The organism is Shewanella sp. UCD-FRSSP16_17 (assembly GCF_001675935.1).
Classification (GTDB): Bacteria; Pseudomonadota; Gammaproteobacteria; order Enterobacterales; family Shewanellaceae; genus Shewanella; species Shewanella japonica.
Window position 1 is genome coordinate 1 of the sequence record NZ_LZFV01000020.1, and the last position, 1330, is coordinate 1330.

Consider the following 1330-nt stretch of genomic DNA (forward strand, 5'->3'; position numbering starts at 1 on the left):
CACAGACAGGTCATTACCGTTGCTGTCGGTTGCAGTTGCAACAACTGTGATGTCGCCATCCACAAGCGTTGATAGGTCAACATTATCAACAGAGTAAGTGCCATCTGCATTAACAGCCACATCGGTGATGGTAATTGCTGTGCCAGCAATATCGGTGATCACCAGAGTGACCGTGCCGCCTGCTGGAATATCTTGTGATGTACCAGTGATGTCACCGTTATTATCGCCATCGATGACTAAATCAACGGTGATGTTGCTTGAAAGGGCATCAAGGTTTTCAGTGTCGTTGGCAGACAGGTCGTTACCGTTGCTGTCAGTCGCGGTTGCAAGCACTGTGATGTCGCCATCCACAAGCGTAGATAGGTCAACGTTATCGACAGAGTAAGTGCCATCTGCATTAACAGCCACATCGGTGATGGTAATTGCAGTGCCCGCAATATCGGTGATCACCAGAGTGACCGTGCCGCCAGCTGGAATGTCTTGTGATGTACCAGTGATGTCACCGTTATTATCGCCATCGATGACTAAATCAACGGTCAATTGAGCGTCAACAGCATCAAGGTTTTCAGTGTCRTTGGCMGATARRTCRTTRCCGTTGCTGTCGGTTGMGGTTGCRACCACTGTGATGTCGCCATCCACRAGYGTWGATAGGTCAACRTTATCGACAGAGTAAGTRCCGTCCGCGTTTACTGCCACATCKGTGATGGTAATTGCAGTRCCCGCAATATCGGTGATAACCAGAGTGACCGTGCCGCCAGCTGGAATATCCTGGCTCGTACCAGTGATGTCACCTTGGTTCGATGCATCAATCACTAAGTCTACTGTTAGCTCAGCATCAACAGCATCGAGGTTTTCAGTGTCGTTGGCAGACAGGTCRTTRCCGTTGCTGTCAGTTGCGGTTGCGACCACTGTGATGTCGCCATCCACAAGTGTAGAGAGGTCAACATTATCAACAGAGTAAGTGCCGTCCGCGTTTACTGCCACATCTGTGATGGTAATTGCAGTGCCCGCAATATCGGTAATTACCAGAGTGACCGTACCACCCGCTGGAATATCCTGACTAGTACCAGTGATGTCACCGTTATTATCGCCATCGATGACTAAATCAACGGTGATGTTGCTTGAAAGGGCATCGAGGTTTTCAGTGTCGTTGGCAGACAGGTCGTTACCGTTGCTGTCAGTCGCGGTTGCAAGCACTGTGATGTCGCCATCCACAAGCGTAGATAGGTCAACGTTATCGACAGAGTAAGTGCCATCTGCATTAACAGCCACATCGGTGATGGTAATTGCAGTGCCCGCAATATCGGTGATCACCAGAGTGACCGTGCCG

1 protein-coding gene is annotated in these 1330 nt (G+C 49.8%); it reads right to left on the reverse strand.

The annotated features are described in order from the left end of the window. Window positions 1–1330: beta strand repeat-containing protein (locus tag A9267_RS21920; RefSeq protein ID WP_443018795.1), on the reverse strand; the 1330-nt coding region annotated here is incomplete at both ends.